Here is a 24,395-nt window from a genome sequence, read left to right as displayed (position 1 = left end):
GGTGGCGGGACGGATTCTGAGCCGTGTCACCGATCGTCAACAGAGCTGTTGACTCCGCGTCCCTGGAGCGTGTCATGTCACTGAGCGTCGCCGGCGTGCTGGGCGAGTCCGCCCGTCACTTCCCCGACCGGATCGCGGTCGTCGAGGGCGCGACCCGGCTCACCTACGGGGAGCTGTGGACCGAGGCGCTGCGCTGCGCCGCCGGGTTGCGGGAGGCGGGGGTGAAGCCGGGCGACCGGCTGGCCGTCCTGCTGCCGAACACGACCGAGTTCCTCCGCGTGTACTACGGGGCGCTCGCCGCAGGGGCCACCGTCGTCCCGGTGCACGCGCTGCTCGTCGCCGACGAGGTGCGGTACGTCCTGGAGCACAGCGGCGCGGTGGGGATCGTGAGCGGCGGGCCGCTGTGGGCGGTCGCCGACGAGGCGGCGCGGGCGGCCGGGGTGCGGGCGTTCCCCGGGGCGCCCACGGCCGCGGAGCCGCTGGCGGCGCCCGAGCCGGCCGAGCCGTCGGACATCGCCGTGATCCTGTACACGAGCGGGACGACGGGCCGCCCGAAGGGGGCTCTGCTCACCCATCTCAACATCGTCATGAACGCCTCGGTGACCTCGCAGGACCTGCTGGGTCTCGGTGCGGGTGACGTGGTCCTCGGCTGCCTGCCGCTCTTCCACAGCTACGGCCAGACCTGCGCGATGAACGGCACCCTCCGCCAGGGCGCGACGCTCGTGCTGATGCCCCGGTTCAGCGGCCCTGCGGCCCTGCGGGTCCTCGCCGACGAGGGCGTCACGGTCTTCATGGGGGTGCCGACGATGTACCACGCCCTGGTGGAGGCCGCGGCGGGTGCCGAGGTGCGTCCGGCGGCCCTGCGCGCCGCCGTGTCGGGCGGGGCGGCGCTGCCGGTGGCCGTCCTGGAGCGCTTCGAGGAGACCTTCGACACGCAGGTCCTGGAGGGGTACGGCCTGACGGAGACCTCGCCGGTCGCGACGTTCAACCAGCCGCACATCGGCCGGCGGCCCGGGACGGTCGGGCATCCGGTGTGGGGCGTCGAGGTCGGCATCGCGGACGCGGCCGTCGACCGGGAGGTCGTCCTGCTCGCGGACGGCGCCGTCGGCGAGGTCGTGGTGCGCGGGCACAACGTCTTCGCCGGTTACCTGAACGACCCGGAGGCGACGGCCGCGGCGGTCGTGGACGGCTGGTTCCGCACCGGTGACCTGGGCGTACGGGACGAGGACGGCTTCCTGCGGATCGTCGACCGGAAGAAGGACCTGGTCATCCGGGGCGGCTTCAACATCTACCCGCGCGAGGTGGAGGAGGTGCTCGTGCGCCATCCCTCGGTCTCAGAGGTCGCGGTCGTCGGCGTCCCCGACGAGGCGAAGGGCGAGGAGGTGTGCGCGGTGGTGGTACGCCGGGAGGGCGCCCCGCTCTCCGAGGAGGAGCTCGTGGACTGGTCGCGCGAGCGCCTCGGCCGCCACAAGTACCCGCGGATCGTGCGTTTCGTCGGGGAGCTGCCGCTGGGCCCGACGGGGAAGGTCCTGAAGCGGGCACTGGCGGCGCACTCCGACGGCGCGAGGGAAGGTGGGGGTCGATGACGGAGCGGGTAGCTGAGGTCCGCACACGGTACGGGGCGTTGCGGGGCTCCCTGGAGGACGGCGTGGCCGCCTTCCTCGGTGTGCCCTACGCCCGTGCCCCGGTGGGGCGGCTACGGTTCCGGGCGCCGGAGCCGGTCGCGCCCTGGGACGGGGTGCGGGAGGCGACGGCCTTCGGTCCGACGGCGCCGAAGCGGCCGTACGCCCCGCCGCTGGACGCGCTCCTGCCCGACCCGGACATCGAGGGCGAGGCCTGTCTGAACCTGAACGTCTGGGCGCCGTGGGACGGTTCGGCGCAGGGGGACGGGTCGAGGCCCTCGGACGGTTCACGCGCCTCGGACGGCTCGCGGGCCCCGGACGGTTCGGCACCGGCCACGCCGGAGGGCGGGCGGCCGGTCATGGTGTGGATCCACGGCGGTTCCCTGATCCATGGTTCCTCGGCGGTCCCGGTCTACGACGGCACCGCCTTCGCCCGGGACGGGGTGGTGCTCGTCTCGGTCAACTACCGGCTCGGCGTCGAGGGCTTCGGCGTCTTCCCCGACGCCCCCGCGAACCTGGGCCTCCGCGACCAGATCGCCGCGCTGACCTGGGTGCGCGAGAACATCACGGCCTTCGGCGGGGACCCGGAGCGGGTGACGGTGTTCGGCGAGTCGGCGGGCGCCATCTGCATCGCCGCGCTGCTGGCCTCGCCCCTCGCGGCGGGCCTGTTCCGGCGGGCGGTGGTGCAGAGCGGCGCCCCGGTCGCGCAGCCGCCCGCCACGGCCCGCCGGACCACGGAGGCGGTGGCCGCGCGGCTGAGGATGCCGGCGACGGCGGAGGCGTTCGCGCGCGTGGACCCGGAGACCTTGCTCGACGCGCAGACGGAGGTGACCGGCAAGGGGTCGCCGCTGACAGGCGGCCACGCGTTCCAGGTCGTGGTGGACGGCGAGGTGGTGCCCCGCGATCCGGCGGAGGCGCTCGCGGCCGGGGACTCGGCGGACGTGGACCTGCTCATGGGCACCACGACGGAGGAGTACCGGCTGTGGTTCGTGCCGGGAGGGCTCGTCGACCGTGTCGGCCCCGTGGCCCAGCGGCTCCTGCTGTGGAGGACGAAGGTGCCGTCCCGGACGGCCCGGGTGTACCGCGCGGGTCGCAGGGGCGAGAAGCCGGGCGAGGTCCTGGGTGCGCTCGCCACGGACAAGCTGCTGCGGATCCCGCTGAACGCCCTCGCGGACGCCCGGCTGCGCCGCGGCGCGCCCGCCGGGACGTATCTGTACGAGTTCGCCTGGCGCTCCCCCGTCCTGGGCCTCGGCGCCTGTCACGCGCTGGAACTCGGCTTCGTCTTCGACACCCTCGGCCTGCCGGAGACCCGCGCCCTGACGGGCCCGGACGCGCCCCGGGAGCTGGCGGCGGCGATGCACGCGGCCTGGGTCGCGTTCGCGGCGACGGGCGACCCGGGCTGGCGCCGGTGGGACCGGGGCCGCCCGGTGATGACCTTCGGCCCGGCCCTTCCGTCCGTGGTGGAGGCCCCGCGCGAGGCGGAACGCCGGGCGTGGGAGGGCTGATCGTCCGCCGGGGAATCACGGCCCGGGGCGGCTCGTTGACCGGGGAGTACGGGCCACGCCGAGAAGGGCAGCAGAGACGATGAGCGTCGACACCACGACCACGGGACCCACCGAGTACTCCGCGTCGGAGGCGGTGCGGCGGATCCTCACGTCCACCGGCGACACGTGGGCGGTGGTGGGGCTCTCCTCGAACAGGGGGCGGGCGGCGTACGGCGTGGCGGCCGTCCTCCAGCGCTTCGGGAAGCGGATCGTCCCGGTCCACCCGAAGGCGGAGACGGTCCACGGCGAGCAGGGTTACGCCTCGCTCGCCGACATCCCCTTCCCGGTCGACGTCGTCGACGTGTTCGTCAACAGCGAGCTGGCGGGCGGGATCGCCGACGAGGCCGTCGCGATCGGCGCCCAGGCGGTCTGGTTCCAGCTGGACGTGATCGACGAGGCGGCGTTCGCCCGCACCCGCGCGGCGGGCCTGGACATGGTGATGGACCGCTGCCCCGCGATCGAGATCCCGCGCCTCGGCCTGGGCTGATCCGGCTGGGCTGATCCGGCGCGGGGTCAGCCGACGGGGACGCCGAGCCCCTCGACGACGACCGCGCCCGGCAGTTGGGCGAACGCCTTGCCCGGGAGGATCAGCTTGCCGCGGCGGCGGCCGCTGCCGATCAGGACCCACTCGATGTCCACGACGGCGGCGTCCACGAGGAGGGGCCAGTCGGTGGGGAGGCCGACGGGGGTGATGCCTCCGTACTCCATGCCGGTCTCGCCGGTCGCGGTGTCCATCGGCGCGAACGAGGCCTTGCGGGCGCCGAGATGCCTGCGTACGACCCCGTTGACGTCGACCCGGTCGGCCGACTTCACGACGCACGCCGCCAGGGTCGTGCTGTCGCCGCGTCTGCCCGCGACGATCACGCAGTTGGCGGACCGGTCGAGCAGCTCGGGCCCGTGGTGCGCCACGAAGACGGCGGTGTCGGCGATGGCCGGGTCGGTGTCCACGTACAGGAGTTGATCGGCCGGTACGGGTCCCGTCCAGGCGCGGACGGCGGCGGCGACGGGACCGGTCAGCAGGTCGAGACCGTCGGGGGCGGGCGTGGCGTCGGCGAAGTCTCCGATGGGTGCGCGCATGCGCCTCACGCTAACAAGCGGCGCACGGCGCACGGCCGTCCGTCTCAGCGTACGGGCGGGATGGAGACGGCCATCGTCATCTCGACGGGCTCGGTGCCGTCGTTGCGGTAGGCGTGGTTCGCGTTGGCCTCGAAGACGGCGGAGGTGCCGGCCGGCAGGGTGTGCTCCTCGCCGTCGACGACGAGGGTGAGGACGCCGGAGGTGACGTTCAGCAGCTCGACCGTGCCCTCCGGGTGCGGGTCGGAGGCGCTGCCGTCGCCCGGCATGAGGGTCCAGGACCAGAGCTCCAGGGGGCCGCGCGCCTCGGTGCCGACGAGGAGCGTGGTGTGGCTGCCGGTGGAGGTGGACCACATGCGGACGGCCTGGTCGGGCGGGACGAGCCGGACCTGGGGGCCCTGCTCGTAGTCGAGGAGGGTCGTGATGGAGACGCCGAGGGCGTCGGCCAGCTTCACGGTGGTGCCCACGCTGGGGTTGGTCCGGGCCTGTTCGATCTGGATGATCATGCCGCGGCTGACGCCGGCCCGTGCGGCGAGGGCGTCCAGGGTGAGGCCCCGCTCCTTGCGCCAGCGCTTCAGGTTCCGGGCGAGCGACTGCGTGAGCTGATCGAGGTCCGACACATTCCGTCCAATATGATGGATGACAGAGTTCATTTTATTGAACTACGGTGGGGTGCACCCGATGGTTCACTGCACTGTACTGCCGTCCGTGACTGCGAGGACTCCGATGACCGCCCTGTTCGCCCTGGCCACCAGCCTTCTGTGGGGCCTCGCCGACTTCGGCGGTGGGCTCCTCACGCGCCGCATACCGGCGCTCACCGTCGTCGTCGTCTCGCAGCTCCTGGCGGTCCTCGTCCTCGGCGCCGTCGTCCTCGCGACCGGCGCATGGACGGAGGCGGGCCCGCAGCTCTGGTACGCCGTCGGGGCGGGCGTCGTGGGCCCCGCGGCCATGCTCGCCTTCTACAAGGCGCTCGCGCTCGGCCCCATGGGCGTGGTCTCCCCGCTCGGCTCGCTCGGCGTCGTCGTCCCCGTCTCGGTCGGCCTCCTCGTCGGCGACCGGCCGGGACTGCTCCAGTTCGCCGGGATCGGGGTCGCGATCCTCGGCGTGGTCCTCGCCGGCGGGCCCGAACTGCGCGGGGCGCCCGTCCAGCGGCAGGCCGTGCTGCTGACCCTGGTCGCGGCCTTCGGCTTCGGCTCGGTGATGGCGCTCATCGCCGAGGCCTCCACGACGGTCACCGGCCTCTTCCTCGCCCTGTTCGTCCAGCGGGTCACCAACGTCGTGGTGGGCGGCGGCGCCCTGTACGCCTCCGTGAAGCGCGGCGGCGCGGCCCTTCCCGAGGGCGGTCCCGGCGTGATCCGCGCGGCGCTCCCGGCCCTCGCCTTCGTCGGCCTCGCCGACGTCGCCGCCAACGGTACGTACGCGATCGCGGCCCAACAGGGCCCGGTCACCGTCGCCGCGGTCCTCGCCAGCCTCTACCCCGTGGTGACGGCCCTCGCGGCCCGGGGCGTCCTGAAGGAACGTCTCCGCGCGATCCAGGCGGCGGGCGCGGGCCTCGCCCTGGTGGGCACGGTCCTGCTGGCGACGGGCTAGGTGTGTCGATCACGAGCGTCGACAACGCTCGTGATCGACACACCGGGGAGTCACCGACAGGGGCCGTCCGGCCCGGTCGTCAGCCCCGGGTCGTCACGGGCGCCCCTGGCGTCTCACGGGGAGACGGTCTCGGAGCTGCCCTTCCGCCCGGCCTCCCAGGCAGCGAGCGCCTCCAGCTGAGCGGCGGTGACGTGTTCCGGGATCGGGACCGGGGCCGGGGTGCGCAGCGGCGGCTGCCACCCCTTCTCCGGGTCCCAGCCCCGGACGACCCGGGCCGGGGCGCCCGCCACGACCGAGTGGTCCGGCACCTCACCGCGTACCACCGCGCCGGCCGCGACGACCACGTTCCGGCCGAGCCGGGCGCCGGGGAGGATCACCGCGCCCGTGCCGAGCCAGCAGCCGGGGCCGATGGTGACCGGCGCCGAGCGGGGCCACTGGCGGCCGACGGGCTCGTCCGGGTCGTCGTAGCTGTGGTTGGTCGAGGTGATGTAGACGTACGGGCCGCAGTACGTGTCGGAGCCTATGGTCACCTTCGCGTCGGCGATGACATGGCTGCCCCGGCCGAGGACGACCCCGTCACCGAGCGTCAGTACCGTCTCGGTCCCGAGGTCGAGGCCCGGCAGCATCCCGGCCGTCAGCGTGACCTGCTCGGCGACGATGCAGCACTCGCCGATCTCGATCCACCGCTCGCCGAAGACCGTGCCCTGCGGGAAGGCGAGCCGGGTGCCCGCGCCGAGACGGCGGAAGCGCAGCTTCCCGGGGTGCTCGGCGGTGACGGAGCCGGCCTCCTGCACCCAGCGCCAGCCGCCCTGCACCGCACGCGTGAGGACCCGGCGCCGCCAGGCGGCGAGAGAGGAGAACGTGTTTCTGTTCCTGGGCACCCGGACACCGTAGTCGGCGCCGTCCTGCCTGATCGGCGCGGTGCGCTGTGATGTCCGTCATGAGCACGGCATAGGGTGCGGCCGGGGGCACCCCCGGGCGTGACATGACGGCTGACGATCAGGAGCGAACCATGACAGAGGCGTTGATCAAGGGTGTGGGCGGCAAGGAGCCGCGGATCGACCCGACCGCCTTCACCGCCCCCACCTCCGTGGTCCTCGGCGAGGTGACGCTCGGCCCCCGCGCCAACATCTGGTACCACACCGTGCTCCGGGCCGACTGCGGTCCGATCGAGGTCGGCGAGGACGCCAACATCCAGGACAATTCCACGGTTCACGTCGACCCGGGCTTCCCCGTCTCGATCGGGGCCCGGGTGACCGTCGGTCACAACGCGACCGTGCACGGCTGTGTCATCGAGGACGACGTCCTCGTCGGCATGGGGGCGACCGTCCTCAACGGGGCCCGGATCGGCGCCGGATCGCTCGTCGCCGCGCAGGCGCTCGTCCCGCAGGGCATGGAGATCCCGCCGGGGTCGCTCGTCGCCGGCGTCCCGGCGAAGGTGCGCCGACCGCTGACCGAGGAGGAGCAGGCGGGCATCAGGCTCAACGCCGAGATGTATCTGCACCTCGCCAAGAGTCACGCCGAGGCCTTCGAGGACTGAGCCGTGGGGCCGGGGACACGGAAAGGAGGGCGGTACCCCGTCGACGGGGTGCCGCCCTCCTTTCCGTGGGCCGCAGGGGGTCAGTCGGCCACCGCGACCGGCTCCGGAGCCGGCTCCGCGGCCTCCGAGCGCTCCGCCGCGGCCTTCTTGGCCCGGTTCTTGATGATCAGCATCGAGCCGACACCGATGAGGACGGCGAGGACGAGGCCGAGCCACGAGAAGCGCTTCAGCCACGCCTCGGCGACGATCCCGACCGAGTAGATGACGGCCGTCGTGCCGCCGGCCCAGAGGATGCCGCCGAAGACGTTGGCGATGAGGAACTTCCAGTACGGCATGTGGAGCACGCCCGCGAGCGGCCCGGCGAAGATGCGGAGCAGGGCGACGAAGCGGCCGAAGAAGACCGCCCACATGCCCCACTTCTGGAAGGAGCGCTCGGCGAGGCCGATGTTCGCCTCGCTGAAGTGCTTGGGGAACTTCCTGCCCAGCCAGGCGAGCAGCGGGCGCCCGCCCTTGCGGCCGATGGCGTAGCCGATCGAGTCACCGATGATCGCGCCGGCGATGGCGCAGGCGCCGAGCACCCACGGGTTGATGTCGCCGTGCTGCGAGGCGAGCAGTGCCGAGCTCACGAGGACGATCTCGCCCGGCAGCGGGATGCCCAGGCTCTCCAGCCCGATCACCACCCCGACGAGGACGTAGACGGCGACCGCGGGGATCGTCTCCAGCCACTCCTGGACGTGCAACGCGGCTTCCTCCCGTTTCGACTGCCCCTGCCGCGCCGGCCCGTGGTCGGGGGCCCTGGCGCGGGCGCGCACCGCGGCGGGCACGCCGGGGCAGCCTACCCGGTCGTGGCGGGGTGCCCGGTCCGGTGCCGTGTGGTGCGGAGCACGGCCGCCCCCGCACCCAGGGGGTACGGGGGCGGCGCGCGGCGCTCCGGGGTCAGGCGTTCGGGCGCAGGGTCCAGACGACGGTCATCTCGCCGGTCACGGCGCCGTCCTCGCGGGTGATGTCGATCCGCACCGGGAACTCCGGCCGCTCACCGGCGTCGAGCTCGGCGACGACCTCGGCGGCGGGGCGCCCCAGGGTGGCGGTGGCGGTGACGACGCCCATGGCGAGCTTCTTGTAGCCGATCTCGGCCCGGACGGCGAGCGGCACCGCGCGGCTCAGCTGGTCGCCGAAGGCGGCGAGCACGATGGCGCCGCTGGCGGACTCGGCGAGGGTGAACATCGCGCCGGCGTGCGGGCCGCCGACGTGGTTGTGGTAGGCGGCCTGGTCCGGCAGGCGGACGACGGCACGCTCGGCGGTGGTCTCCAGGAACTCCAGGTTCAGGGTTCCGGCCATGGGGACCGTGGCGGCGAGCATCTCGCCGACGGACATCTGGTCTGCGCTCATGGTCCGCGATGTTACCCATGAGTAGGAGTCCTTGGCCATACCCTCGCGGGCCCACGGTGCCGGGGCGGGCGTGGTCGCGGCGCCCCCGCACCTCTATGGTTACTGGCCATGTGGCCAGGACAGCAGCCGCCCGGGGGCGAGCAGAACCCGCAGGACCAGAATCCGAACCCCTACCAGCAGTCGGGGTACCAGCAGCCGAACCCGTATCAGCAGCCACCGGCCCAGCCCGGGTACCCGCAGCCGCCGACGCAGCCCGGCTACCCGCAACAGCCGCCGCCCTCGCAGCCCGGCTACCCGCAGCCCGGCTACGGCCAGCCGAACCCGTACCAGCAGCCGACCGTGGCGCAGCAGTACGCGGTGCCGGGTCCGGGCATGCCCGGCGGGCCGGACGGCGGGAAGAAGAAGCAGACGACGCTCGTGGCGATCGTCGCCGCGCTCGCCGTGGTCGTCGCGGCCGGTGTCACCGGGTACCTGGTGCTCGGCGGGGACGAGGAGCAGCCGACGGCCGGCGGCAAGAACCCGTCCGCGGCACCCTCCGCGCCGGCGGCCCCGTCGACGGAGCCCAGCGGCTCCCCGTCGCTCGCCAACCCGCGTGACGGCGCCGCCCAGCAGCCGACGATCCCCGGCTGGAAGGTCGTCTACAACCCGAAGTACAACACCCTCTTCGACGTTCCGCCGGAGTGGGAGGTCCTGAAGCCCGGGATGATCACGGCCTTCGAGGACGAGAAGAAGAACGACGGCAGCCCGCTGATGACGATGACGTCGCCGACGCGCCTCAAGGGCGAGTGGTGCACGTACGACGTCGACAAGAACGGGACTCCCGAGACCTGGGGCCTGAGCACCGCCGGCACCAAGGGCGGCCAGGGCGCCAAGAACACCGCGGACGCCGCGTACGGCGAGGCCGGTTCGTGGGTGTGGGGCGGCTACGCGCAGCACATGCCGAAGAACACCATCAAGATCACCAAGGCCGTGCCCTACAAGACGGCATCCGGGCTCACCGGCAGCATGGCGACGGCCACGGCGCCGGGCGTCAAGAAGCGCAACAAGTGCGAGTCCGACGGCAAGTCGATCGCCTTCACCTTCAAGAACACCGCGGGCGACTTCACCACCTGGGTGCTCTACGCGGCCGACGGTGTCGCGGGCGAGCTGCCGGACGCCACCATCCGGCAGATCCTCTCGACGGTCCGTCTGGCACCGGAGTCCTGACCCGTCGGCTCGGCGGACCGGTCACGTGCCCGGTCCGCCGAGCGGACGACGGCCCGGCGGACGGGGCGCGGGGCCGGTCCACCCAGCCGGCAAAGGCCTGGCCGACGGGGCGCGGGCCGGATAACGGCTTGGCATCGGGGCAGGTCGGCAGGGATAGTCCCGGGGTGAACAGTGCCGCCCCCTCCCGCCGTACCCCGCTCGGTTCCCGCCGCCCCGAGTGGGCCGGCCGCAACTACGTCCTCCTCACCGCCGCCACGATCGTGACCAACCTCGGCACGCACGGCGCCCTCATCGCCACGACGTGGGCGGTCTTCGAATCCGGGGGCGACGCGGGCGACGTGGGGCTCGTGGCGATGGCGCGCTTCCTGCCGCTCGTCCTCTTCCTGCTCATCGGCGGCGCCGTCGCCGACCGGGTGCCCCGGCACCGGGTGATGGTCGCCGCCAACACCCTCAACTGCGTCTCGCAGGCCGTCTTCGCCGCGCTCGTCCTCGCCGGCGAGGCCCGCATCTGGCAGATGATGGTGCTCACCGCGCTCTGCGGCACCGGCCAGGCCTTCTTCAACCCGGCGGCGGAGGGCATGCTGCTGTCCAGCGTCACGGGCGAGCAGGCCAGCCGTGCCTTCGCCGTCTTCCGGATGGCGATGCACAGCGCGACCATCGGCGGCGCCGCGCTCGGTGGCGCCCTCGTCGCCTTCGTCGGTCCCGGCTGGGTGCTGCTCATCGACGCGGTCGCCTTCGCCGTCGCGGGCGGACTGCGCGCCTTCCTGGACGTGAGCGGCATCCCCGACCGCGCTCCCGGCGGCGGCCTCTTCGCCGATCTGCGGGAGGGCTGGCACGAGTTCGTCGGCCGGCCCTGGCTCTGGTCGATCGTCGCCCAGTTCTCGGTGGTGGTCGGGCTGATCGGGGCGGTCGAGTCGGTGTACGGGCCGCTGGTCGCCCGGTCCGACCTGGGGGGCGCGCGGCCCTGGGGCATCGCGCTCGCCGCCTACGGCGTGGGGACGCTCGCCGGCGCCGTCCTGATGGCCCGGTGGAAGCCGCGGCGGATGCTGTTCGTCGGGACGCTGTGCGTGTTCCCGATCGCCCTGCCGTCGGCGGCGCTCGCCGTGCCGCTCGACGCGGTGGGGCTGACGGCCGCCATGTTCGTGAGCGGCGTGGCCATCGAGGTCTTCGGCGTCTCGTGGATGACGGCCCTGCACCAGGAGATCCCGGAGGAGAAGCTGTCCCGGGTCTCGGCCTACGACTGGTTCGGCTCGACGGCCCTGCTGCCGCTGACCACGGCGCTCGCGGGCCCGGCGGAGAGCGCGTTCGGCCGGAGCGAGGCGCTGTGGGGCGCGGCGGCGCTCATGGTGCTCGTCACGGCTCTGGTCCTGGTGGTGCCGGACGTACGGAACCTGACCCGGCGTCCGCACACGAAGGAGATCCCGGGCCCGGCTCCCCTGCCCGGTCCGGCGCACGCGCCCGCGGCCTCCGCTTCCGTCGCCGCCGTCCCTTCCGCCTCAGCCGATGCCGAAGGCGCCGTCCGGCGGGACGGGTGAGGGTACGGCCCCGGCGTCGAGGACCGGTTCCGCGTCCCCGGTGAGCCGGGCGAGCGCCTCTCCGTGCTCCACGCGCGCGGGGAAGGCGTCCGCGGCGGCCCGGCGCGCGAGGTGCGCGAGGTCGATCTCCCGGCCGGAGGCGACCAGGACCGCGTTGCCGAAGCGGCGGCCGCGCAGCACGGCAGGTTCGGCGACCAGGGCGAGCTCGGGGAAGACGGCGGCGAAGGTGGCCAGCTGGGAGCGGAGGAAGGGGAAGGGAGCCCCGTCGGCCAGGTTGGCGGCGTAGATCCCGTCGGCGCGCAGGACGCGCCGGACCTCGCGCGCGTACTCGACGGACGTGAGGTGGGCGGGCACGCGCGAGCCGCCGAAGACGTCTCCGACGACCAGGTCGGCCGAGGCGGCGGGGGCCGCCTCCAGCCACCGCCTGGCGTCGGCGGCATGCACGGTGACACCGGAGTCCGCGGGCAGCGGCAGGTGTTCTGCGACGAGGGCCAGCAGCCCCCGGTCCGCCTCCACCACGTCCTGGCGCGAGCCGGGCCGGGTGACGGCGACGTACCGGGGCAGGGAGAGCGCCCCGCCGCCCAGGTGCAGGACGTCGAGCGGCGCGCCGTCGTCGGCGGCCCCGTCGACGACATGGGCGAGCCGGCGCGCGTACTCGAACTCCAGGTACGCCGGGTCGTCGAGGTCGACGTACGACTGGGGCGCACCGTCGACCGTCAGCAGCCAGGCCCGCTCCCGATCCACGTCGGGCATGAGGCGCGCGGTGCCCTGGTCGACCTCGCGGATGACGGGGATCTGCTCGTTCACGTGCTCATTGTGCCGGGGGCGCGGGGGCGGCGGGGGCCGCGGGGGGGCCGGAGCGACGGGCGCGGCCGGTGTCGCCGGGGTCGGGGCGGCCGGGGGCAGCCGGTACCGCCCGTGCCCTTACCGCAGGGGCAGCCGGTGCCGGTACGACGGGTGCGGCCAGGGCCGCCTGTGCCACCCGTCCCGGGGTCGGCCCGGCCGGCCGCCGGCGCGGTCCGGGCCGGGCCGCGCCGACCCCGGTGGGGGGCTCAGGGTTCCCCGGCCGGTGGGTGACCACCGGCCGGGACCGGCCGCCGAGGGCTCAGCGCGTCCTGAAGTTGCAGGTCGCCGCGAGGGGCGAGACGGCGGTTCCGTCGGTGGTGCGCACCTGCCAGGCATAGCTGTGGCCGGGGACGAGCGGAGGCGTGGTGACGGAGACGGTGCCGCCGCCCCGCACCCGCGCACTGGCCGACCCCGGTCCGCCCAGCACGATCGGCTGCGCCCCGGCGGTGTCGTCCCTCAGGGAGAACTCGGCCCACACCTCCTTGGACGGGTCCGGGTGGTCGACGGTGGCCGTGAGCGTCGGCGTGAGGCCGATCGCCGTGCCGAAGTCGGCGCCGAAGAAGTCGAGCGGGAGGTGGCAGCCCTGCGAGAAGGAGTCCCACTCGCCGCCCTGAAGCGGGGTGCTCTTGTCGGTGGGCGCGGTCAGCCGGGTGGCGTGCGAGGCGACCTGGTCGTCCCGCAGGGCGTGGTCGAAGACCTCGACGCCCTGGACGAAGCCGTCGAAGTAGGCGTTGTTCACGCCGTTGACCTTGTCCCGGCCGATGACGAACGGGCCGTTCGCGTCCCAGCGGGACGTGTGCGTGGCCGTGGCCTTCTTCTGGCCGTCGACGTAGAGGGCGACCGCACCGCTGACCGCGTCGTACACGCCCGTCAGCCGCGTCCACACACCGGCGGTCGCGGGGGCCACGGCCTGGTCGACGGCCCAGGTGGAGCTGTCCGCCTTGGGGAGGCCGAAGCGCCAGGTGCCGTCCTGCCCGTACCAGAGCATCATGCCGCTGATCGTGGTCCCGTCCTGGGACAGGACGACCGAGGTGCCGGCGCCGGGGTCGACCTTGGCCCAGGCCGAGACGGTGAAGCTGCGGCTGGTGCTGACGACGGGGCCGGTCGCGGTGACGGCTCCGTCGGAGCCGTTCAGCTCCAGGGCGCCGCCGTGCTCCGCCGTCCACGCTCCGCCGCCCGTGAGGGCGCCGGTGTGGCCGCCGGACCCGCCCGAGGTGGCGTCGGGGCCGCCGTCGAGCTTCCAGGCGAGCTTCGCGCCGCCCTGGGTGTAGCCGTAGAGCGGGGTGTGGTCGGAGTAGGCGGTGGGGTCGGGGTCGCAGGGGCTCCAGTTCGTCTTGGGTGTGGTGGAGGTGCAGGTCGGCTGCACCGTCACGCGGTAGTCCGTGCGGTCGCCCAGCTGGGTCCACGAGTCGCAGCCGGTGAAGGCGTCGGTCGAGAAGAGGTAGTCGATCTTCGACGTCTCGTAGCCGTGGGACACGATCCCGCCGTTGGCGTCCGTCACCACGTTGCTGCGAGTGATCTTGGTGGGCTCGTTGACGGCGTCCGTACCGTCAGGTGTGTAGGCCCGCTGGTCGCACTCGGACATGAGGCTGTAGAGCGGCTGGAGCTTGTTCTGGTCCCTGGTGTTGAAGTCGCCGCCCAGGACCACGGAGGGGAATTTCTTCACCACGTTCGCGACGGTGTCGATCTGGTCCTTGTAATAGCCGTCGAACGTGGCGCCCGAACCGAAGTTGGCCACGTGCGTGGTGCAGACGTGGCTCTCCCAGCCCTCCACCTCGACGCACAGCACGGTCCCTCGGCCCATCGTCAGACCGAGCGGGGTCTCGAAGTCCGTCTCCGTCTTCCAGGTGATCTTCCCCTTCACCGCGATGGCGACGCCCAGCGTCCCGGTGAGAGCGGGTCCGCGGCAGTCCGAACCCTCCTGGTCGATCATCTCGACGCCCGAGCGCTCCGGCTCCGCGTACGGCTCGTCGGGCCGGGTCATGCCCGCCGACGCGAAGGTCCACTCGCCTTCGAGCTTGCCGGCGAGCAGGTCGAGGTGGTTGACGCCTTCGGTGTCGCCCGGCGTCTTGCCGGCGCAGACCTCCTGGAGCATCACCACGTTGAGGTTCCGGTCGTTGACGACCTTGGCCACGCCCGCCATCTTCGTGGCGGGTCCGTCGAAGGTCTTCCCGTCGTCCGTCGTGTTGCCGTTCCGCCACGGGCAGTATCCGGCGTCGGACGCGATCCTGCCGCCCGCGTCGCCGCAGATGTTCCAGGTCATCGCCCGGACCGACTCCCGGGTGTGGGCGGTGCCGCCGGGGTCTCCCGGGGTCGTCGTGACGGCCGCCGCGGGCACCGCCTGCGCGCCCATCAGGGCGACGACCGCCAGAACGGTCCCCCATATGTGCAGCCGTGAGGCCGAGGTTCTTCTCATCATCGCTCGCTACCGGACCTGAGGGTGTCCGATCCCCCCACCCCGAGCTCAGGGCGGCCCCGTGACTCTTCCAAACGGGTCGGACGACGATCAATCCGGGTGGCGCCCCGAAAGGGCCGGGGGCGCACCCGCCCCCTCAGAGGGGATCGAGGTGCTTGAGGGCCTCGCGGACGGAGAGGGGCGAGAGCCGGGAGGCGTTCGCGGCGACGAAGGCGCGGACCTCGCCGGGGGCCGTCCTGGCGTACTCGCGCAGGGCCCAGCCGATGGCCTTGCGGAGGAAGAAGTCCGTGTCGGGCGCCCGGCGCAGGCAGTACGCGAAGAGCCGGTCGGCGTCCGTGGCCCCCTTGAAGCGGAGCTGGTGGAGGAGCGCCGTGCGGGCCACCCACAGGTCCTCGTCCTCGATCCACTCGTCCATGCGGTCGCCGAGCGAGGGGTCAGCCGCGACCAGTCCGCCGACGACGTGGGCGGCGAGGTGGTCGACGGTGTCCCACCAGGAGACGGTGGTGACGAGCCGGCGGGCCACGGGCAGGAAACCTGAGGAGCAGCGCCGCACATGGCGGCGCAGGTAGTCGACCGCGAAGTAGTGGTACTCGCGCTCGGGCAGGGCGAAGCAGCGCAGGGCGACGGCGGCGCAGTCGGTCTCGTCGGGCCGGGGGATGCCGTCGAGGACGGTGCGGGACAGGATCCGGCGCTCGGGGGTGCGGACGCCGAGGAAGGGGGCGACGCCCTTCATGTACGCGACCATCTCCTGCGCCCGGAAGGGGTTTCCGGCGGCCGGGTAGACGGTGGTGAGCCGGTCGAGGACGGTGTCGGCGAGGGCGCTGCGGGGCACGTCTCCGGAGCCGGTGTCCGGCGGCGCGATGTCGGTCATGGGTCTCCCTGCCCTGAGGTCGTCCGGGGCCCGGCCCGGAGGGACATGACGCACATTACGGCGATCATACGGACGCGTCCGTTACTCTCCCCGAATGCTCGCTCCCGTGCCCCGGCCGCCGGGCTCCCTCGCCGTCCGCTGCTCCCGGGCCCTGTTCTCCCCCCGCGCGCGGCTCTCCCTACTCGCCCTGCTGCTGCTCACGGCGGCTGCCCTCGTGGTGTCGTACGAGCCGCAGCGGTTCCTGGCCTCCGGCTGGCCGCCACGGACGAGCGGCCCCGGGGCGGTGCTGCTCTTCGGCCTGGCGTACGGGGTGTGCACGGCGGCGTTCGTCCCGCGGCCGGTGCTCAATCTGGCGGCGGGCGCGCTGTTCGGTTCCGCGGCGGGGCTGACGGCGGCGGTGGCGGGGACGGTCCTGGGCGCCGGGATCGCGTTCACCCTCGGCCGGTTCCTGGGGCAGGACGCGCTGCGGCCGCTGCTGCGGGGGCGCTGGCTGACGGCGGCGGACGGGCAGTTGAGCCGGCACGGGTTCCGTTCGATGCTGGCTATCCGGCTGTTCCCGGGGGTGCCGTTCGCGGCGGCCAACTACTGCGCGGCGGTCTCCCGGATGGGGTACCTGCCGTTCCTCCTGGCGACGGCGCTCGGCTCGGTGCCCAACACGGCGGCGTACGTGGTGGCGGGCGCCCAGGCCGGCTCGCCGGGCTCGCCGGCCTTCCTCTTCTCCGCGGGCTTCATCGTGCTGTCGGGCGTGGCCGCCGCGGTGGTGGCCTGGCGCAAGCGGCACGGTCTGCGGGCTCCGGCCCCGTCCCCCGCCCCGGCCGGGGACGGCGTGCCGGAGCCGGACGGCGTGCCGGAGCCGGTGGGCGGCGTCCGCTAGGAGCGGCCTCGTCGGAGTCAGAGCGCCTCGACGATCATCGCGTTGGCGAGGCCGCCCGCCTCGCACATCGCCTGGAGGCCGTAGCGGGCGCCCCTGGCGCGCAGCGCGTGGACGAGGGTGGTGGTCAGGCGGGTGCCGCTGGCGCCGAGGGGGTGGCCGAGGGCGATGGCGCCGCCGTGGACGTTGACCCTGGCAGGGTCGGCGCCGGTCTCCTGCTGCCAGGCGAGGACGACACTGGCGAAGGCCTCGTTGATCTCGAAGAGGTCGATGTCGGAGAGGGAGAGGCCCGCGCGGCGCAGGACCTTCTCGGTGGCCGGGATGACACCGGTGAGCATCAGCAGCGGGTCGGAGCCGGTGACGGCGAAGCTGTGCAGCCGGGCGAGGGGCCGCAGGCCGAGGCTCCTCGCGGTGTCGGCCGCCATGACGAGGACGGCGGACGCGCCGTCGTTGACGGGGCTGCTGTTCCCGGCGGTGACGGACCAGTCGATCTGCGGGAAGCGGGCGGCGAAGCCGGGGTCCTCGAAGGAGGGCCGGAGCCCGGCGAGGACCTCGGGGGTGGTGGCGGGCCGCACCGACTCGTCGCGGCGGACGTCCTCGTACGGGGCGACCTCGGCGTCGAAGAGTCCGGCCGCCCAGGCGCGGGCCGCCCTGGTGTGCGACGTGGTGGCGAAGGCGTCCATGGCCTCACGGCCGATCGACCACTTCGCTGCGATGAGTTCGGCGCTGACGCCCTGCGGCACGAGGCCCTCGGGGTAGCGCTCGGCGACGCCCGGGCCGAAGGGGTCGGCGCCGGGCGGCACGTTGGACCACATGGGCACCCGGCTCATGGACTCCACCCCGCAGGCGACGGCGATGTCGTACGCCCCGGAGATCACGCCCTGGGCGGCGAAGTGGACGGCCTGCTGGGAGGAGCCGCACTGCCGGTCGACGGTGGTGGCGGGCACGGACTCGGGGAATCCGGCGCCGAGCCAGGCGTAGCGGGTGGTGTTCATGGCCTGCTCGCCGACCTGGTCGACGGTACCGCCGATCACGTCGTCGACGAGGGCGGGGTCGATGCCGCTGCGTTCGACGAGGGCGCGCAGGGTGTGGGAGAGGAGGGCGACGGGGTGGACGTGGGACAGGGCTCCGCCCGCCTTGCCCTTTCCTATCGGGGTCCGGACGGCTTCGACGATGACGGCGTCGCGCATGGCGTGCTCCTGAGTTGGAGAAGTGGACCGACACTCATCGGTAACATAGCCCAGTGGGTTGGAATTTCAAACCCTCTCCTCGCATTCTGCCCTACGCTGGACCCATGAAGGCCGCCCCCCGCCCCTGCTCGATCGCCGACACCCTCACCCTCGTCGGCGAGAAGTACGCGCTCCTCGTGCTCCGCGAGGTCTCGCTCGGGGTGTGCCGCTTCGACCGGATCGCCCGCAACACCGGCGCCCCCCGCGACATCCTCACGGCCCGCCTCAAGCGGCTCGTCGAGGCCGGGATCCTGGAGAAGGTGCCGTACAGCGAGCGCCCCCGACGCTTCGAGTACCGGGCCACGGCCGCCGGCGAGGAACTCCAGCCGGTGCTGGTGACACTGATGGCCTGGGGCGACCGCCACCTCAACGCCGACGCGCGTCCCGTCGTCCTGGAGCACGACTGCGGCGAGGTCCTCAGCCCCCGGCTCGTGTGCGCCCACTGCGGCGGCGAGGCCGACCGGGAGACGCTCACCGCCCACGTACGGGCCCCGGGCTGGACGACCTCGGGGCCGACGGACCCTCAGGAGGCCTGAGCACGGCCGATTCATCTGGGGACGGTACGCTGCGCACGACCTTCTGACCGCACACGTACATAACGGGACGGCCCTAGCCCCATGAGTTGGTTCGAATCGTTCATCCTCGGACTCGTCCAGGGGCTGACGGAGTTCCTTCCCATCTCCTCCAGCGCGCACCTCCGGCTCACGGCGGCGTTCGCCGGCTGGCACGACCCAGGTGCGGCCTTCACCGCGATCACCCAGATCGGCACGGAGACCGCGGTCCTGATCTACTTCCGCAAGGACATCGCGCGGATCGTCTCGGCCTGGTTCCGCTCCCTCACCGACAAGGCGATGCGCTCCGACCACGACGCCCAGATGGGCTGGCTGGTGATCGTGGGCTCGATCCCGATCGGTGTCCTCGGCGTCACGTTCAAGGACCAGATCGAGGGCCCCTTCCGCGACCTGCGGCTGATCGCCACCACGCTGATCGTCATGGGCGTCGTCCTCGGCATCGCGGACCGGCTCGCCGCACGCGACGAGGCCGGCGGCCGCCACCGGGTGGTCCGCGAGCGCAAGACGCTCAAGGAACTCGGCGTGAAGGACGGCCTGATCTTCGGCCTCTGCCAGGCGATGGCCCTGATCCCGGGCGTCTCCCGCTCCGGCGCGACGATCTCCGGCGGCCTGCTCATGGGCTACACCCGCGAGGCCGCCGCCCGCTACTCCTTCCTCCTCGCGATCCCGGCGGTCCTCGCCTCCGGCGTCTTCGAACTCAAGGACGCCGGCGAGGGCCATGTCTCCTGGGGCCCGACGATCTTCGCCACGATCATCGCCTTCGCCGTCGGCTACGCGGTGATCGCCTGGTTCATGAAGTTCATCACCACCAAGAGCTTCATGCCGTTCGTGATCTACCGGATCCTGCTCGGCATCCTGCTGTTCGTCCTGGTCGGCACGGACACCCTCAGCCCCCACGCGGGCGAGTCCGCGGGCTGACCGCGCCGGCCGGGGGCCGCCGCGCCCCCGGCCCCGTCCCGCTCCCTCCCGGCGACGCCACAGGTCGCGCACGCCTCTTGGCCCCGGGCGCCCACTGCTCGACACTGAGCCGATGACGCAGCGCGTGGACCTCGCGACCGTGATGGACCGAATCGCCCTCGACGACCTGATCACCGGGTACGCGGCGGCCGTGGACGACGCCGACTGGACCGCCTACCGGGAACTGTTCGCCCCGGACGGCCGCGCCGACTACCGGGGGGCGGGCGGGATGGAGGGCCCCGCCGCCGAGGTGGCCGACTGGCTCGCCGAGACGATGACGCTCTTCCCCGTACGCCAGCACCTCATCGTGAACCGGCGGGTCGTCTTCCGGGAGGCGCACGGATATCCCGAAGCGGGTGACGCGGCGGACGTCCGCGCCGACTACGTCAACCCGATGCGGTTCGCCTCCGGCGAGGACTTCGTCTGCGGGGGACGCTACGCCTTCCAGGCCCTGCGAACCGCCGACGGCTGGCGGCTGCGCTCGGTCGTCGTCGACGAACGCTGGCGCCGGCACCAGTGATCCGCCGGACGCCGTGCGGCCCGTCGGGCCGCGCCCGGCTCCGTCACGGCCGACACTGAAGGCGAGGGCGGGAGGCCTGCCATGCGGAGTGCGGTGTCCGGCTCGATCCGGGGGCCGGTCCGGCGACGCGGGGGCGTTCGTTCCCTGGTCGCCGTCGGCTGTGGCGCGCTGCCCGCGCTCGCCTTCCCCGCCCCCGGCCTGTGGTGGTGGGCGTACCTGGCACTCGTCCCGTGGCTGCTGCTGATCCGTACGGCTCCGGGGGCGCGCAGGGCCGGACTCGACGGCTGGTTCGGAGGTTTCGGCTTCGTGCTCGCCGTCCACCACTGGCTCCTGCCCAGCCTGCACGTCTTCCTCCTGCCGCTCGCCGCGGTGCTCGGTCTGCTGTGGCTGCCGTGGGGCTGGCTCGTACGGTCCCTGCTCGGCGGTGTGCCGTCACCGTCGAGGGCCGTCGCGGCCCTGCTCGCGGTGCCGTCCGGGTGGCTGCTGATCGAACTGGTCCGCTCCTGGGAGGGCCTCGGCGGGCCCTGGGGGCTGCTCGGGGCGAGCCAGTGGGAGGTGCCGGCGGCGCTGCGGCTCGCCTCCGTCGGCGGGGTCTGGCTGGTGAGCCTGCTCGTGGTGGCGGCGAACACCGCCGTGGTCCTGCTCGTGGCGGTGCCGGGGCCGCGCGCCGTCGGGATCGCGGGGCTCGCGGCCTGTGCGCTGGTCGCGGGCACCGCCGCCTGGGGTGTCGGGACGCCGGGCGAGAGCGGGACGGTGCGGGTGGCGCTCGTACAGCCCGGGGTGTTCGGCGGTCCGGACGGGCCCGAGCGGCGGCTGGCCCGCGCCGAGGAGCTGACCCGCTCGCTCGCGGGGCAGCGCCTCGACCTGGTCGTCTGGGGTGAGAGCGGGGTGGGCGTCGATCCGGCGGGCCGACCCGAACTCGCCGCCCGGCTCACCGCCCTGGCGCGCGCGGTCGACGCGCCGCTCCTGGTGAACGTGGACGCCCGCCGCGCCGACCGCCCGGGCATCTTCAAGAGCGCCGTCCTGGTCGGCCCCACGGGGCTCACGGGAGAGCGCTACGACAAGATGCGGCTCGTACCGTTCGGCGAGTACGTCCCCGCACGCGCGGTCCTGGGCTGGGTGACCTCGTTCGGCAAGGCGGCCCAGGAGGACCGGCGGCGGGGGACGGAGCCGGTCGTGATGACGCCGTCCGGCCCCGGCGGGGGCCAGGGCCCCCGGGTCGGGCCGCTGGTCTGCTTCGAGTCCGCCTTCCCCGACATGAGCCGGCGGCTCGTCAGGGACGGGGCCGGGCTCCTGGTCGTGCAGTCGTCGACCAGCACGTTCCAGGAGAGCTGGGCGCCGGCCCAGCACGCCTCGCTGGCCGCGTTGCGGGCGGCGGAGACGGGCCGGCCGGTGGTCCACGCGACGCTCACCGGCGTCAGTGCCGCGTACGGTCCCGACGGGCGCCGGATCGGGCCCGCGCTCGGGACGGACGCGAGTGCCGTCGCCGTCCGCGAACTGCCGCTCTCGGTGGCGACGACGGGCTGTGTCCGCTGGGGCGACTGGCCGTTGTACGGGGCGCTCGCCGTGGTGGGGGCGGTGTGCGCGGCCGAGGGCGCCGGGGCCTTCAGGAGGCCTGCGTCAGGGCCTCGCGCACGACGCGCTCGCACAGTTCGTGGGTGACCAGGGCGTCCCGCGCGCTGAGGAGCCGCCCGTCGCGCACGGCGTCGAGGAAGGAGAGGACGGCCTGCTCGATGCCGCGCTGGCGGGCCACCGGCACCCAGTCGCCGCGCCGGCGCAGGGTCGGCTGGCCCTTGTGGTCGACGACGTCGGACAGGTTGAGGACCTGGCGCTTGGTGTCCTGTCCCGAGACCTCCAGGACCTCCTCGGTGGAGCCGTTCATCCGGTTCATCATGCCGATGGCGGTGAAGCCGTCGCCGGAGAGCTGGAGCACGACGTGGTGCATGAGCCCGTCGCGGATCCGGGCGCGCACGTCGACGTGCTCCACCTCGCCGGGGAGCAGGAACCGCAGGGTGTCGACGACGTGGATGAAGTCGTCGAGGACGAGCGTGCGGGGGTCCTCGGGCAGGCCCACCCGGTTCTTCTGCAGGAGGATCAGCTCGCGCGGGTGCTCGACGCACTGGGCGTAGGAGGGCGCGAGGCGCCGGTTGAAGCCGACGGCGAGGGAGACCGAGCGCTTCTCGGCGAGTTCCACGAGCTGCTCGGAGTCGGCGTACTCGTACGCGAGGGGCTTGTCGACGTACGTGGGGACGCCCGCTTCGAGGAGGCGGCCGACGATCTCGGCGTGGACGGCGGTCGGCGCGTGGACGAAGGCCGCGTCGAGTCCCGCGGCGAGCAGCGAGTCCAGGTCGCGGTGGCGCTGGGCGGCCGGCAGGTGGAGGCTGCCGGCGACCCGGTCCAGGGTGGCGGCGGTGCGGGTCTGGAGGTGGAGTTCGACGCCGGGGAGGGTGGCGAGGACCGGGAGGTACGCCTTCTGCGCGATGTCGCCGAGTCCGATGCAGCCAACCTTCACGGGGTCTCCCTTGTCGTGTCCACCGGCCCGCTCGCGCGGGTCGTTCGCGCCGGTCAGCTTACGCGGGGGGCGGGGGCGACCGGCGGGTGCCAGTCGGCGATGCCGTCGAAGCCGCGCAGGACGAGTCCGGGCCCGAGGCGGGAGACGGCGCCGACGAGCGCGGAGCGCAGGGCGACGGCGGGGCGGGCGGAGAGCATCGTGACCGCTCCGGTGCGGGCGGCCTTGCGGACGATGGCGGTGGTGCGCGGCAGGCGGTCGGCGGTGTAGGCGGCGAGGGCGGGGCCGGGGACGAAGTCGGCTGCGGAGCGGGCGTGATGGGCGAGGACGACGGCGTCCTCGATCGCCTGGTTCCCGCCCTGGCCGAGGCTCGGCATCATCGCGTGCGCGGCGTCGCCGAGGAGGGCGACCCGGCCGCGGTGGAAGGCGGGGAGCGGGTCGGGCAGGTGGTGGACGTCGTGGCGCAGGACCTGGGCGGGGTCGACGGCGGCGAGGATCTCGGGGACGGGGTGGTGCCAGTCGCCGAAGAGGCGCAGGAGTTCGGCCTTCTCGTCGTCGGGGGCGCGGCCGCCGGCGGGGGCGGTGGCCATGGCGTACGCGTAGATCCGGCCGTCCTTGAGGGGCTGGGTGCCCCAGAGGCGCCCTGCTCCCCAGGTCTCGTGCGGGGCGAAGGGCCGGGCGGGGGCGGGGACGACGACCCGCCAGGTGGTGCAGCCGGAGTAGCGGGTGCCCTGGTGCCCGGGGAAGAGGGCGTGGCGCGTCACGGAGCGGATGCCGTCGGCGCCGACGACGAGTTCGGCCTCCGCCTCGCCCTGGGGCGTGGCGAGGCGGGCGGGGCGGTGGTCGTCGCCGGGGTCGACGAGCGCGGCCGCCGCCGCGGTGCGGACGGTTCCGTCGGGGAGGGCCGAGGCGAGGATCTCGACGAGGGTGGCGCGGTGGAGGAGGACGAGCGGTCCGCCGAAGCGCGCTGCGGCCGCCGTGGCGTTCGTGCGGGCGAGCCAGCGGCCGTCGGGGGTGCGCATGCCGCCGTCGCCCTGCCAGGCGGCGAGGTCGCGGACGCGGTCGCCGAGGCCGATGACGTCCAGGGCGCGCTGGGCGTTGGGGGCGAGGCCGATGCCGGCGCCGACGGGGGCGAGGTCGGCGGCGCGTTCCAGGACGGTGACCTGCCAGCCGTCGCGGTGGAGGGCGACGGCGGCGGTGAGTCCGCCGATGCCCGCTCCGACGACGATGGCGCGGCGCTGTTCCATGGGGACTCCTCGGATCGGGAGACTACAGGTGTAGTGCATCCGGCTTCGTGACCGTACTACAGATGTAGTCGACCGGGTAGTAGGTTGTCTCCATGAGCACCTCCGCCGCCTCCCCCGCGTCCGACGGCACCGAAGAGGCCCGCACCGAGGCGGGCACCCACGACACGTCCGGCGCCGGCACCGAGGCGGGCGGCCGTGCCGCGACTGCCGCCCCGGACGCCCCGGCCGTCTCCCGTGCCGAGCGGATCGGGGACGCCGCCCTCGACCTCCTCGTCGAGCGCGGCATGCGCGGCCTGACGCATCGCGCGGTGGACGAACGGGCGGGGCTGCCGCAGGGCTCGACGTCCAACCACGCCCGCACCCGGCAGGCCCTCCTGGAGACGGCCGTCCGACGCCAGGTGCAGCTGGAGGCCCGGGTCCTGACCCCCGACGAGCTGCCCGGGGCCGGCGGCGGCGGTGACGCCCGCGTCGACCCCCACGTCCTCGTGGACGCCCTCTCCCTCGCCCTGCACCGCTACCTCACCGACCACCGCGCCCTGCTCGTCTCCCGCTACGAACTGGCCCTCGAAGCCACGCGCCGCCCCGAGCTCCGCGTCTTCTTCGACGCCGCGGGATCCGTGTTCCGCGGTCCCCTGGTCGCGATGGCCGCGGCGGCCGGCTCGACGGAACCCGAGCGGCACGCGCTCTCCCTCATCGCCTGGGCCGAGGGACTGATGTTCTCCTGCGCCGTCGGTTCCTTCCATTCCACCGTTCCCGGCCGCGCGGAACTGCGCACCGGCATCGCCGAGTTGCTGCGGGGCATGCTCGGCGACCGACCCGCCCGGGGCTGAGAAAGCGTTGGCGGCGCCGTCGGCCAT

Annotated in this window: 24 protein-coding genes; 13 read left to right on the top strand and 11 right to left on the bottom strand. The window is 73.8% G+C overall.

The window, feature by feature from the left end:
* Positions 1-74: 74 nt before the first annotated feature.
* From AMK29_RS22980 to AMK29_RS22970, 3 genes are all read left to right on the top strand, one after another.
* Positions 75-1,586 (top strand): long-chain-fatty-acid--CoA ligase, encoded by a 1,512-nt coding sequence (locus tag AMK29_RS22980; protein WP_073816047.1) that lies wholly within the window; start codon positions 75-77, stop codon positions 1,584-1,586.
* Entirely contained in the window at positions 1,583-3,127 is a 1,545-nt protein-coding gene (locus tag AMK29_RS22975) for a carboxylesterase/lipase family protein (protein WP_073816045.1), read from the top strand. The genes AMK29_RS22980 and AMK29_RS22975 overlap by 4 nt, the downstream gene beginning before the upstream one ends.
* A 79-nt stretch (positions 3,128-3,206) precedes the next feature.
* Positions 3,207-3,653 carry a CoA-binding protein gene (locus AMK29_RS22970; protein ID WP_073816043.1) on the top strand — a complete coding sequence of 149 codons (447 nt, stop codon included), beginning with the start codon at positions 3,207-3,209 and terminating at the stop codon, positions 3,651-3,653.
* A gap of 26 nt (positions 3,654-3,679) precedes the next feature.
* On the opposite strand, the gene AMK29_RS22965 is transcribed toward AMK29_RS22970, so the two are convergent.
* Both AMK29_RS22965 and AMK29_RS22960 read right to left on the bottom strand, forming a co-directional pair.
* The gene (locus AMK29_RS22965) at positions 3,680-4,243 is read right to left on the bottom strand and encodes a YbaK/EbsC family protein (RefSeq protein WP_073816041.1); all 564 of its coding nucleotides are present in this window, start codon (positions 4,241-4,243) and stop codon (positions 3,680-3,682) included.
* A gap of 44 nt (positions 4,244-4,287) precedes the next feature.
* On the bottom strand, positions 4,288-4,860 hold the full coding sequence (locus tag AMK29_RS22960; RefSeq protein WP_073816039.1) for a helix-turn-helix domain-containing protein: 573 nt from the start codon (positions 4,858-4,860) through the stop codon (positions 4,288-4,290).
* 106 nt (positions 4,861-4,966) lie between these two features.
* Between AMK29_RS22960 and AMK29_RS22955 the strand changes: the two genes are divergently transcribed.
* Positions 4,967-5,830 (top strand): DMT family transporter, encoded by an 864-nt coding sequence (locus AMK29_RS22955; protein ID WP_073816038.1) that lies wholly within the window; start codon positions 4,967-4,969, stop codon positions 5,828-5,830.
* 113 nt (positions 5,831-5,943) lie between these two features.
* On the opposite strand, the gene AMK29_RS22950 is transcribed toward AMK29_RS22955, so the two are convergent.
* Positions 5,944-6,711 carry an acyltransferase gene (locus tag AMK29_RS22950; protein ID WP_073816036.1) on the bottom strand — a complete coding sequence of 256 codons (768 nt, stop codon included), beginning with the start codon at positions 6,709-6,711 and terminating at the stop codon, positions 5,944-5,946.
* 131 nt (positions 6,712-6,842) lie between these two features.
* Between AMK29_RS22950 and AMK29_RS22945 the strand changes: the two genes are divergently transcribed.
* Positions 6,843-7,370 carry a gamma carbonic anhydrase family protein gene (locus AMK29_RS22945; protein ID WP_073816035.1) on the top strand — a complete coding sequence of 176 codons (528 nt, stop codon included), beginning with the start codon at positions 6,843-6,845 and terminating at the stop codon, positions 7,368-7,370.
* An 80-nt stretch (positions 7,371-7,450) separates the two neighbouring features.
* On the opposite strand, the gene AMK29_RS22940 is transcribed toward AMK29_RS22945, so the two are convergent.
* A complete protein-coding gene (locus AMK29_RS22940; protein ID WP_073816034.1) occupies positions 7,451-8,110 on the bottom strand; it encodes a DedA family protein in 660 nt (219 codons plus the stop codon).
* A 196-nt stretch (positions 8,111-8,306) separates the two neighbouring features.
* A complete protein-coding gene (locus AMK29_RS22935; protein ID WP_198942319.1) occupies positions 8,307-8,759 on the bottom strand; it encodes a DUF4442 domain-containing protein in 453 nt (150 codons plus the stop codon).
* 108 nt (positions 8,760-8,867) lie between these two features.
* Here AMK29_RS22935 and AMK29_RS22930 point away from each other — a divergent pair, with 108 nt between their 5' ends.
* Positions 8,868-9,965, top strand: coding sequence for a hypothetical protein (locus AMK29_RS22930; protein WP_073816031.1), 1,098 nt, complete (start codon positions 8,868-8,870; stop codon positions 9,963-9,965).
* Between the two features lie 164 nt (positions 9,966-10,129).
* Entirely contained in the window at positions 10,130-11,500 is a 1,371-nt protein-coding gene (locus AMK29_RS22925) for an MFS transporter (RefSeq protein ID WP_073816029.1), read from the top strand.
* On the opposite strand, the gene AMK29_RS22920 is transcribed toward AMK29_RS22925, so the two are convergent.
* The 3 genes from AMK29_RS22920 to AMK29_RS22910 form a co-directional block, all read right to left on the bottom strand.
* Entirely contained in the window at positions 11,462-12,307 is an 846-nt protein-coding gene (locus AMK29_RS22920; protein WP_073816028.1) for a spermidine synthase, read from the bottom strand. The genes AMK29_RS22925 and AMK29_RS22920 overlap by 39 nt on opposite strands.
* 298 nt (positions 12,308-12,605) lie before the next feature.
* Positions 12,606-14,762, bottom strand: a complete 2,157-nt coding sequence (locus AMK29_RS22915; protein WP_158071353.1) for a LamG-like jellyroll fold domain-containing protein — start codon at positions 14,760-14,762, stop codon at positions 12,606-12,608.
* Between the two features lie 136 nt (positions 14,763-14,898).
* On the bottom strand, positions 14,899-15,633 hold the full coding sequence (locus AMK29_RS22910; protein ID WP_073816024.1) for a DNA alkylation repair protein: 735 nt from the start codon (positions 15,631-15,633) through the stop codon (positions 14,899-14,901).
* Positions 15,634-15,727: 94 nt separating this feature from the next.
* Between AMK29_RS22910 and AMK29_RS22905 the strand changes: the two genes are divergently transcribed.
* Positions 15,728-16,507, top strand: coding sequence for a TVP38/TMEM64 family protein (locus AMK29_RS22905; RefSeq protein WP_073816023.1), 780 nt, complete (start codon positions 15,728-15,730; stop codon positions 16,505-16,507).
* Positions 16,508-16,524: 17 nt separating this feature from the next.
* Here the strand turns inward: AMK29_RS22905 and AMK29_RS22900 are convergent, their stop codons facing one another.
* Positions 16,525-17,694, bottom strand: coding sequence for a thiolase family protein (locus tag AMK29_RS22900; protein WP_073816021.1), 1,170 nt, complete (start codon positions 17,692-17,694; stop codon positions 16,525-16,527).
* Between the two features lie 104 nt (positions 17,695-17,798).
* Here AMK29_RS22900 and AMK29_RS22895 point away from each other — a divergent pair, with 104 nt between their 5' ends.
* From AMK29_RS22895 to lnt, 4 genes are all read left to right on the top strand, one after another.
* Positions 17,799-18,269: a winged helix-turn-helix transcriptional regulator gene (locus AMK29_RS22895; RefSeq protein ID WP_073816019.1), complete on the top strand. Its 471-nt coding sequence runs from the start codon at positions 17,799-17,801 to the stop codon at positions 18,267-18,269.
* Between the two features lie 81 nt (positions 18,270-18,350).
* On the top strand, positions 18,351-19,223 hold the full coding sequence (locus tag AMK29_RS22890; protein WP_073816017.1) for an undecaprenyl-diphosphate phosphatase: 873 nt from the start codon (positions 18,351-18,353) through the stop codon (positions 19,221-19,223).
* 112 nt (positions 19,224-19,335) lie between these two features.
* Positions 19,336-19,782 carry a nuclear transport factor 2 family protein gene (locus AMK29_RS22885; protein WP_073816016.1) on the top strand — a complete coding sequence of 149 codons (447 nt, stop codon included), beginning with the start codon at positions 19,336-19,338 and terminating at the stop codon, positions 19,780-19,782.
* An 81-nt stretch (positions 19,783-19,863) separates the two neighbouring features.
* Positions 19,864-21,444 (top strand): apolipoprotein N-acyltransferase, encoded by a 1,581-nt coding sequence (lnt, locus tag AMK29_RS22880; RefSeq protein WP_079197073.1) that lies wholly within the window; start codon positions 19,864-19,866, stop codon positions 21,442-21,444.
* Here lnt and AMK29_RS22875 read toward each other — a convergent pair.
* The gene (locus AMK29_RS22875) at positions 21,389-22,294 is read right to left on the bottom strand and encodes a Gfo/Idh/MocA family protein (RefSeq protein WP_073816014.1); all 906 of its coding nucleotides are present in this window, start codon (positions 22,292-22,294) and stop codon (positions 21,389-21,391) included. The genes lnt and AMK29_RS22875 overlap by 56 nt on opposite strands.
* A 53-nt stretch (positions 22,295-22,347) precedes the next feature.
* Complete coding sequence (locus tag AMK29_RS22870; RefSeq protein ID WP_073816012.1) at positions 22,348-23,538, bottom strand: FAD-dependent monooxygenase; 1,191 nt, start codon at positions 23,536-23,538, stop codon at positions 22,348-22,350.
* A 92-nt stretch (positions 23,539-23,630) separates the two neighbouring features.
* Here AMK29_RS22870 and AMK29_RS22865 point away from each other — a divergent pair, with 92 nt between their 5' ends.
* A complete protein-coding gene (locus tag AMK29_RS22865) occupies positions 23,631-24,368 on the top strand; it encodes a TetR/AcrR family transcriptional regulator (protein WP_079197072.1) in 738 nt (245 codons plus the stop codon).
* Positions 24,369-24,395: the final 27 nt, after the last annotated feature.

Source organism: Streptomyces sp. CB02261 (assembly GCF_001905665.1).
Classification (GTDB): Bacteria; Actinomycetota; Actinomycetes; order Streptomycetales; family Streptomycetaceae; genus Streptomyces.
This window is presented reverse-complemented; position numbering and strand designations above follow the sequence as displayed.